This window comes from Psychromonas sp. (genome assembly GCF_041586535.1).
Classification (GTDB): Bacteria; Pseudomonadota; Gammaproteobacteria; order Enterobacterales; family Psychromonadaceae; genus Psychromonas.
Window position 1 is genome coordinate 1 of the sequence record NZ_JBFGZY010000160.1, and the last position, 9,011, is coordinate 9,011.

General features: G+C 39.8%; 10 protein-coding genes. 9 read left to right on the forward strand and 1 reads right to left on the reverse strand.

The window, feature by feature from the left end:
* Nucleotides 1-288 precede the first annotated feature (288 nt).
* From cysK to ABZA00_RS15115, 8 genes are all read left to right on the forward strand, one after another.
* Nucleotides 289-1,254 carry a cysteine synthase A gene (gene cysK, locus ABZA00_RS15080; RefSeq protein ID WP_372882982.1) on the forward strand — a complete coding sequence of 322 codons (966 nt, stop codon included), beginning with the start codon at nt 289-291 and terminating at the stop codon, nt 1,252-1,254.
* A 425-nt stretch (nt 1,255-1,679) separates the two neighbouring features.
* A complete protein-coding gene (locus tag ABZA00_RS15085) occupies nt 1,680-1,937 on the forward strand; it encodes an HPr family phosphocarrier protein (RefSeq protein WP_372882983.1) in 258 nt (85 codons plus the stop codon).
* Between the two features lie 49 nt (nt 1,938-1,986).
* The gene (gene ptsI / locus ABZA00_RS15090) at nt 1,987-3,708 is read left to right on the forward strand and encodes a phosphoenolpyruvate-protein phosphotransferase PtsI (protein ID WP_372882984.1); all 1,722 of its coding nucleotides are present in this window, start codon (nt 1,987-1,989) and stop codon (nt 3,706-3,708) included.
* 84 nt (nt 3,709-3,792) lie between these two features.
* Nucleotides 3,793-4,302, forward strand: a complete 510-nt coding sequence (gene crr / locus ABZA00_RS15095; protein ID WP_372882985.1) for a PTS glucose transporter subunit IIA — start codon at nt 3,793-3,795, stop codon at nt 4,300-4,302.
* A gap of 118 nt (nt 4,303-4,420) precedes the next feature.
* Nucleotides 4,421-4,771 (forward strand): ArsC family reductase, encoded by a 351-nt coding sequence (locus tag ABZA00_RS15100; RefSeq protein WP_372882986.1) that lies wholly within the window; start codon nt 4,421-4,423, stop codon nt 4,769-4,771.
* Between the two features lie 10 nt (nt 4,772-4,781).
* Nucleotides 4,782-5,918, forward strand: a complete 1,137-nt coding sequence (dapE, locus tag ABZA00_RS15105) for a succinyl-diaminopimelate desuccinylase (RefSeq protein ID WP_372882987.1) — start codon at nt 4,782-4,784, stop codon at nt 5,916-5,918.
* Nucleotides 5,912-6,583, forward strand: a complete 672-nt coding sequence (locus ABZA00_RS15110; RefSeq protein ID WP_372882988.1) for a M15 family metallopeptidase — start codon at nt 5,912-5,914, stop codon at nt 6,581-6,583. The genes dapE and ABZA00_RS15110 overlap by 7 nt, the downstream gene beginning before the upstream one ends.
* A 25-nt stretch (nt 6,584-6,608) precedes the next feature.
* On the forward strand, nt 6,609-6,962 hold the full coding sequence (locus ABZA00_RS15115; RefSeq protein WP_372882989.1) for a PilZ domain-containing protein: 354 nt from the start codon (nt 6,609-6,611) through the stop codon (nt 6,960-6,962).
* A gap of 138 nt (nt 6,963-7,100) precedes the next feature.
* Here ABZA00_RS15115 and serB read toward each other — a convergent pair whose 3' ends face one another.
* Nucleotides 7,101-8,144 (reverse strand): phosphoserine phosphatase SerB, encoded by a 1,044-nt coding sequence (serB, locus tag ABZA00_RS15120; RefSeq protein ID WP_372882990.1) that lies wholly within the window; start codon nt 8,142-8,144, stop codon nt 7,101-7,103.
* Nucleotides 8,145-8,248: 104 nt separating this feature from the next.
* On the opposite strand from serB, the gene ABZA00_RS15125 reads away from it, so the two are divergent.
* Nucleotides 8,249-8,878, forward strand: coding sequence for an AhpA/YtjB family protein (locus tag ABZA00_RS15125; protein ID WP_372882991.1), 630 nt, complete (start codon nt 8,249-8,251; stop codon nt 8,876-8,878).
* Nucleotides 8,879-9,011: the final 133 nt, after the last annotated feature.

Genomic DNA, 9,011 nt, shown 5'->3' on the forward strand with positions numbered 1-9,011 from the left:
CGCTTAAAAATTCGTGGCGGCGGGTAGTGCCGACACGTTAAACGCTTGTAAGAGGTTTTAGAAGACTAACGCAACTTAATGTTGCAATGCCTAAACCGTTGACGACAAGAATCACCTTGCTTTAGCTGGGTGAGCTTCAATTTTTCTGAAACGCCACACACCACAAAATTATCGTAAAATTTTATATGGTATAACAAAATGTTACTTCCCCTGATCAATATATTCGCTATATTATTGATCGTGATTAAATAAAGTAACTTTCGCTGATAAAAACGTAAAGGGAATAACATGGCTAAAATATTCAATGACAATTCACAATCTATTGGTAATACACCTCTGGTTCGTTTAAATAACGTAACGAAAGGAAATGTTTTCGCAAAAATAGAAAGTCGTAATCCAAGTTTCAGTGTTAAATGCCGTATCGGTGCCAACATGATCTGGGATGCAGAGAAAAAAGGTACGTTGACTAAAGATGTTGAACTGGTTGAACCGACCAGTGGTAACACTGGTATTGCACTTGCGTTTGTAGCAGCTGCGCGTGGTTACAAAATCACCTTAACAATGCCAAATACAATGAGTGTCGAACGACGTAAACTGTTAAAAGCACTCGGTGCTAACCTGGTACTGACAGATGGCGCACTGGGCATGAAAGGTGCGATTAATGAAGCTGAAGCGATCGTAAACTCAAATCCTGGTAAATATTTATTGCTGCAGCAGTTTGATAATCCGGCAAACCCGGAAATTCATGAAAAAACAACCGGTCCGGAAATTTGGAACGATACTGATGGTGAAATAGACGTATTTGTTGCTGGTGTTGGTACTGGCGGTACTATTACCGGTGTAAGCCGTTACATTAAACAAACTCAAGGAAAAGCAATCACTACTGTTGCTGTTGAACCGGTCGATTCCCCGGTTATCGCACAGACGCTTGCAGGAGAAGAGGTCAAACCTGGCCCGCATAAAATTCAGGGTATAGGCGCTGGTTTTATTCCTAAAAATTTAGATCTTTCTTTAATTGATCACGTTGAAGCCGTCAGTAACGATGATGCGATTGAAATGGCACGTCGTCTAATGGAAGAAGAAGGAATCCTGGCGGGAATCTCTTCCGGTGCTGCAGTTGTAGCTGCCGCACGCCTGGCTGAGAAAGCGGAATATAAAGATAAAAATATTGTCGTTATTTTACCAAGCTCAGCTGAGCGCTACCTATCAAGCGCACTATTTGCGGGTGTCTTTGAAGGTGAAAATTTCGCTTAAATAGATAAATTGGTTTTGATCATACAGTCGCGCAAAACCCCACGACTGTATGATTATTAACCACTTGCACTATGCCTCTTTATCATTCCACATTTTCAACACTGCCTTTAGGCGACGCAGATCACATAAAGTTCCGTTTATATAAAATTTTTATTACACATCGGCAAAAATATATTGACCTCGTCACAGTTTTTAAGGAATATTCAGCAACAATTTGAACAATTTAAATGTTGCGCGTGATCTAAGCCTGATTTTTCAGCTTTTAATACCTCACTGGTAAACAAAAAATTGACCTAGGTTAACACTAAGATCAAATTTATTGGTTACCTTACGCAACACAAAATTATTTCTCTGTTATCATGCTATCTTCCTTTTTCAAGGCAGCAAGATAGCCTCCAATTTCTCACAACAATTAGGATATAACCATGTTTGAACAAAAAGTAATTATCACTGCACCACACGGTCTACATACTCGTCCAGCTGCACAATTTGTAAAAGAAGCTAAATCTTTTGAATCTGCAATTTCTGTTGAAGTTGGCGAAAAATCTGCGAGTGCTAAAAGTTTATTTAAACTACAAACTTTAGGTCTAGTTCAAGGTACTGAAGTAAATATCAAAGCCGAAGGTGCTGATGAGCAAAAAGCTGTTGAGACTCTTATTGAGTTAATGGCCACGCTTGTATAGTTTTACTGCGTAATTTGTGAATTTTAATTAGTACTTTAAAGGATAGTTTATGATATCTGGTATTCTAGCATCTCCTGGCATAACCATCGCGAAAGCATTGTTATTACAGGAAGATGAAATCACTCTTAACACTGCAAAAGTAAGTAATGTTGATAAAGAAATCGCACGATTTTTAGATGGGCGTACAACAACGTCAGCTCAACTTGAAGTTGTAAAACAAAAAGCATTAGAAACGTTTGGCGAAGAAAAAGAAGCCATCTTTGAAGGCCATATCATGCTACTTGAAGATGAAGAGCTGGAAGAAGATATTATTTCTTACATCCGTGAAAACAAATGCAGTGCTGATTTTGCGGTTCATACAGTTGTTGAAGATAACGCAACAATGCTTCAGCAACTAGATGATCCTTACCTACGTGAGCGTGCCGCTGATTTCCGTGATATCGGCAGCCGTTTACTGAAAAATGTACTAGGTATTGAAATTGTTAATTTGAGTGATATTGCTGAAGAGGTTGTTCTAATCGCTAACGATTTAACACCATCAGAAACTGCACAAATTAACCTTGATAAAGTATTAGGTTTTATCACCGATATTGGTGGCAGAACTTCACATACTTCAATCATGGCTCGTTCATTAGAAATTCCTGCTATTGTTGGTACTAATGATATTACCAAACGTGTCCAAAACGGTGATATGATCGTTTTAGATGCGCTTAATAACAAGATCATTATTAATCCGACTGCGGCAGAAATTGAAGAAGCGAAGCAGACCAAAGCTGCATTTCTAGCAGAAAAAGCGGAACTTGCCAAGTTGAAAGACTTGCCTGCAGTAACACTTGACGGACATCATGTAGAAGTGTGCTCAAATATCGGTACTGTAAAAGATACCGATGGAGCAAAACGCAATGGCGCTGAAGGTGTTGGTTTATACCGTACTGAATTCCTGTTTATGGATCGTGATCAGTTACCTACTGAAACAGAACAGTTTCTAGCTTATAAAGACGTTGTTGAGGCAATGGAAGGCAAAGCTTGTATTATCCGTACCATGGATATTGGTGGAGATAAGGATTTACCATACCTTGACTTACCAACTGAGATGAATCCTTTCTTAGGCTGGCGTGCAATCCGTATCTGTTTCGATCGTCCGGAAATTATGAACCCTCAATTACGTGCTTTATTGCGTGCATCTGCATTCGGTAAAATCCGTATTATGTTCCCGATGATCATCTCAGTTGAAGAAATTCGTCGACTTAAAGATATTTTAGAGACATTAAAAGCTGAACTAACTGCTGAAGGTATCGCTTATGATAAAGATATCGAAATCGGTGTTATGATCGAAACGCCGGCAGCGGCAGCGATTGCTCATCATCTTATCAAAGAAGTAGATTTCTTCAGTATCGGTACAAATGATTTAACCCAATATACTCTTGCTGTAGACCGAGGTAATGAACTTATCTCTTCCCTATACAACCCGATGACACCATCTGTATTAAGCATCATCAAAACAGTTATTGATGCTTCTCATGCAGAAGGTAAATGGACGGGTATGTGTGGTGAATTAGCGGGCGATGAAAGAGCTACCTTATTGTTACTTGGTATGGGTCTGGATGAGTTCTCAATGAGTGCTATTTCTATCCCAACGGTTAAGAAAATTATCCGTAATACTAATTTTTCAGATGTAAAAGCACTGGCTGATAAAGCATTATCAGTCGCAACGGCAGCTGAAATTGAAACCTTAGTTAATGAATTCAATAAAACGAAAGGCATTAACTAAATATTTAAACGGGCTATAATGTAAAGGAATGCAGCTATAGCTCATTAAATATAATAAATATTAACAATAAGTTGGAGTTAAACCATGGGTTTTTTCGATTCATTAAAAAAAGCAGTTTCCGGCAGTACAAAAGCTGAAGGTACAATCGATATTATTGCACCTCTATCAGGTGAGATCGTAGCGATTGAGGATGTGCCTGACGTTGTTTTTGCTGAAAAAATAGTAGGTGATGGTATCGCTATTCGCCCGACCGGCAATAAAATGGTTGCACCATGTGATGGTGAAATTGGTAAAATTTTTGAAACAAACCACGCATTCTCTCTTGAGTCTGATAATGGTATTGAGCTTTTTGTACACTTCGGTATTGATACCGTTGAGCTAAAAGGTGAAGGTTTTACTCGTATTGCTCAGGAAGGACAAAAAGTAAAAATGGGTGATACTATCATTGAATTTGATCTCGCATTTCTTACTGAAAAGGCAAAATCTATTTTAACGCCTGTTGTAATATCCAACATGGACGAGATTAAAGAGCTACAAAAATTATCTGGTACTGTTGTAGTTGGCACTGATCCTGTTATTAAAATCGTTAAATAAATTACACTTTATTTTAACTTTTAAAAGAGTCGCTTATGCGACTCTTTTTGTTTCTGTGCTGATCTTATAACTATTCCTTGTTACAATATTTTAACTATTTATTGCTAACAGGTAAAAAATGACAACAACACTCTATGGTATCTCCAATTGCGACAGCGTTAAAAAAGCCCAGAAATGGCTGCAGCAGAATAACCTGTCTTATACTTTTCATGATTATCGTAAAGATGGTTTAGATAAAAACCTGATTGAATCATTTTTAGCACAGATTGCATGGTCAGATCTTCTCAATAAACGCAGTACCAGTTTCAGACAGTTAAGCACAGAGCAAAAAGAAAATTTATCAGTCGAAACGGTTATTGAACTGTTTATCGAATTTCCGACATTAATCAAGCGCCCCTTATTAATTCATAATAACCAATACCAGCTTGGCTTTAACATCGGTAACTACAACACACTATTTTCATTATAAAGGAAGCACCATGTCAGATAGCCCAGTTTTGGCTCTTTTAAAAGATTTAATAAGCCGACGTTCCATTACGCCGGAAGACGCTGGTTGCCAGCAATTATTAATCTCCAGACTTGAAAAATTAGGATTTGAATGTGAAGTAATGGTATTTGAAGACACCACTAATTTATGGGCGAGACGCGGGATGGAAAAACCCCTTTTTTGTTTTGCCGGACACACCGATGTGGTACCAACGGGTCCTGAAAAAAATTGGACATACCCTCCTTTTGAGCCAACCGTGAGTGATGGTCTGTTATTTGGCCGTGGCGCAGCAGATATGAAAAGTGGTATTGCCGCCTTTATGATCGCCTTAGAACAGTTTATTGCCAAGCACCAGGATCACAACGGCTCAATTGCCTTACTGATTACCAGTGATGAAGAAGGCCCTTTTATCAACGGCACAACCCGTGTTATTGATACACTGGAAGCGAGAAATGAAAAAATAGATTATTGCATTGTCGGAGAGCCTTCCAGCACAGAGCATGTCGGGGATACCATTAAAAATGGCCGCAGAGGCTCATTAACAGCCGATTTAACCATTAACGGAATCCAAGGTCACGTTGCCTACCCGCATCTGGTAGAAAACCCTATACATAGCTGTGTAGGAGCCCTTACTGAACTCTCACAAATACAGTGGGATGAAGGTAATGAATATTTCCCGCCAACCAGTTTTCAAATAACCAACTTCAACTCCGGCACTGGTGCGAGCAATGTTGTTCCCGGTGAAGCACAGATTCAATGTAACTTCCGTTACTCAACGGAGTTAACAGCTGAACAAATCGTTAACAGAGTCGTAAGTATATTAGAAAAACACGCACTTAAATATCAAATTGAATGGACTTATAATGGATCGCCCTTTATTACCCGCCCGGGCTCATTAACCAATGCGGTGAGTGAGGCAATATTATCTGTAACGGGTTTAACCACTGAACTTTCCACCAGTGGCGGTACTTCTGATGCACGTTTTATCGCTCCGACAGGCGCACAGGTAGTGGAAGTCGGTCCGGGTAATAAAACCATTCACAAAGTTAATGAGTGTGTGAAAATTGCAGATCTGGAAGAGCTTGTGCATATTTACCGCATTACTCTGGAAAAATTATTAGCATGCTAGCTGAGCAGTTAACCGGTCAGGTGCTTTCGCACTTAGACCGGCTTACAGAGAATATATACCTGCATAAGCAGGCAATCCCTGCTTTTGAAGGCCTGCAATCCGCAGCGAAAGACGCTGGCTTCAATTTACAAATAGCCAGCGGATTTCGCAGCTTTGAACGACAACGACTTATCTGGAATAACAAGTTCTCAGGCAAAACCAGAATACTGGATAAAAATGAGCAGCCCCTGATAACGGAACAATTATCGGATAGTGAAAAGTTATTTGCTATTCTGCACTGGTCGGCTTTGCCCGGCGCGAGTCGCCACCACTGGGGGACAGATTTTGATATTTATGATCCAAATCTGCTGCCAAAAGACAAAAGCCTGCAATTAACCGTCAGTGAATACACTTATAAAGGTTATTTTTTTGAGCTCAATCAGTGGCTCTCAGATAATATGAAACGCTTTGATTTTTATCGCCCCTACCAACAGTACAACGGCGGGGTGGCCATCGAGCCATGGCACTTGAGTTATTTACCTGTTGCTGAAAATGCCATGGAGCAATTAACACAACCTCTCATAAAACAGACTATTCTGGAAAATAATGTACTTGGTAAGTCGCTTATATGCGAACAATTGCCTATTATATATAAACAGTTCATATGTAATGTTCAACGGTCGTGATAACTAACTGAAATAAGAAGGTAATATGATAGAAAAAAGGGAGTTTCCGCGTGTCCAACATGGTGGTTTTTGCATATTAGCCAGAGAAGAATCCACAGAAATAGAGACATGGCAGTGCAGCATAATCAATATTTCAGCTCACGGGGCGTTAATTGAATGCCCCGATAATTGGCCCGGTGCCAAAAATGATAACGTGCGTATGACGTTAACGCTGGATGGGGATAAAATCGATATAAAGATGAGTGGCATTATTGCGCATCAACATCCTGGCGTTTTAGGGGTTGAGTTTATAACCCTGAATCTGGACAGTTTAGCGCACTTAGAAAAAATTATCGCACTGAATATTGCTAAAGAAACCTTACTGGATAAACAGGCGTAAAAATAATTAACGGATAAGCAATACCCTATAGTCACATTAATCGCTATACCCAAACGACTTCAAAATACAAACTGTTGCATCTTGAAGGAGCCTGGGTATATGGGCTTATATCGCTTTTTATCCAGACAAAATTACCCGTTACTGCCAACTGGCGCATTTATGTACGCTTAAAATACATAAAGCACCCTGTAAATCCAGATGGTTCAGCGAAACAGCCGCTTTCTCCTGCACTATTGGTTTAGCGTGAATCGCAATACCTAACGCAGATGCCTGCAGCATCAGCAGATCATTAGCACCATCACCAATAGCAACAGTTTGTGACATCGGGATAGTGAATTTTTCCGTCAATTCCGATAAGGTACGCGCCTTAACTTTCGCATTGACTATCTCCCCCACCACCTCTCCGGTTAAGTGATTATCAACAATTTCCAACGTATTCGCTCTGGCAACATCAAAACCATGGTCATCTTTGAGGCGATCTGCAAAATAGTTAAACCCGCCGGAGGCAATAGCCACTTTCCAGCCTGCTGCTTTTAACCCCTTAATAAGCTCAAGTAGACCCGGCATCAGCGGCATATTATCAGCTACTTCTTTCAAAATAGAAACAGGCGCGCCAGCCAGTTTATTGACTCGTGTACACAGGCTTTGATTGAAATCCAGCTTGCCCTGCATCGCTAAAGCAGTCACCGCAGAGACCTGCTCACCAACGCCATATAAGCGGGCAATTTCATCAATACACTCTATCTGGATCGTAGTTGAATCCATATCCATTAAAACTAAACCGGGTTTACTCCAATCAGGAAATTTTTCCATTAACGCAAAATCCAGCTGACTGGTTTTTGCAAAATCATCTAATTTCCCCTTTAGAGATTCAGGAAAAGCATTTAAGGCCAAACGTATAACAGTTACATTTTCAATTACTTCCGGTGAAAACAATTGTACCGTATCGACTTTTTCATTTTCTAAAAGAGTCAGCAGCTGCTGCAAATCCTGTGTGGTAAACTGCTTACCCATCATAATAAGCTCGGCTTTCACGTCAAAGCCTGAAATTAATGCTTGTGTTACGTTTCCTTGATGATAAAAGATATTTCCCGGCTCACTAACATCTTGTTTTAAAATATCTCGCCATTGTATTAATGATTGCGAATTTGAAGGGTTGAAAAGCTTTTTCGTTACTTTCACTGTAAAATACCTATGCATAAATGGATTAAAATGATGGGCAACACCATAACTATTGCGATTTGCCTTTGCAAGCTTTAGCCGCCAGTTCTCAAGGAATAATATTAATGAATAAAAAAATGTATTATCTATTGCGTAAATTGCAAATATTAAGTTTATTAACGATCTGCGGGATTATTGGCTATCAATTTATGAACTTGAATTCTACCTCTAATGCCATGCGCTATCAGCAAACCGAAAGGTTCTCCTATTCATTAACCAATCTGGCGGCGGCAGAGGCATCGCGCTATCTTGCGCAGCAACAGAACAAAAATTTACAAATACTTATCAAAGACTTGACTAATGACCCAAGCGTCAGAGACGCTGTGATCTATGATCAGTTCGGCAACATTATTTTTCAATCTGAAGACGCGCTGCCACTGCCGATATTACTCAACATTGATTCTTCCGATGATCCGCGTGCAAAAGGTGTGACTCCCCGTATAGCAGAGCTGTATAAGGACAATAAGAAAATTGGCTATATTCGAATTTCACTGGAGCAGCAGAAACTGCTGAGTTTAATTTCTGATTATCAAAAACAAAGTCTTTCAACCATGTTACTATTATTCGTCTTATCTTTTTCAGCCGGCACCATCATCATGGCGCTGTTTTTTAGAAAAGCGGAAGCTGCTTATTACCGCTTGTCAGCTATGATCACCCGATTAATTGGAAAAAACAAAGAACATACGCAATATTGAAGCTCACCCAGCTAAAGCAAGGTGATTCTTGTCGTCAACGGTTTAGGCATTGCAACATTAAGTTGCGTTAGTCTTCTAAAACCTCTTACAAGCGTTTAACGTGTCGGCACTACCTGCCGCCACGAATTTTTAA

What these genes read in the sequence shown, in the direction of transcription:
- cysK (WP_372882982.1), top strand. Translation starts at nt 289, where the DNA reads ATGGCTAAAATATTCAATGACAATTCACAATCTATTGGTAATACACCT.
- ABZA00_RS15085 (WP_372882983.1), top strand. Translation starts at nt 1,680, where the DNA reads ATGTTTGAACAAAAAGTAATTATCACTGCACCACACGGTCTACATACT.
- ptsI (WP_372882984.1), top strand. Translation starts at nt 1,987, where the DNA reads ATGATATCTGGTATTCTAGCATCTCCTGGCATAACCATCGCGAAAGCA.
- crr (WP_372882985.1), top strand. Translation starts at nt 3,793, where the DNA reads ATGGGTTTTTTCGATTCATTAAAAAAAGCAGTTTCCGGCAGTACAAAA.
- ABZA00_RS15100 (WP_372882986.1), top strand. Translation starts at nt 4,421, where the DNA reads ATGACAACAACACTCTATGGTATCTCCAATTGCGACAGCGTTAAAAAA.
- dapE (WP_372882987.1), top strand. Translation starts at nt 4,782, where the DNA reads ATGTCAGATAGCCCAGTTTTGGCTCTTTTAAAAGATTTAATAAGCCGA.
- ABZA00_RS15110 (WP_372882988.1), top strand. Translation starts at nt 5,912, where the DNA reads ATGCTAGCTGAGCAGTTAACCGGTCAGGTGCTTTCGCACTTAGACCGG.
- ABZA00_RS15115 (WP_372882989.1), top strand. Translation starts at nt 6,609, where the DNA reads ATGATAGAAAAAAGGGAGTTTCCGCGTGTCCAACATGGTGGTTTTTGC.
- ABZA00_RS15125 (WP_372882991.1), top strand. Translation starts at nt 8,249, where the DNA reads ATGAATAAAAAAATGTATTATCTATTGCGTAAATTGCAAATATTAAGT.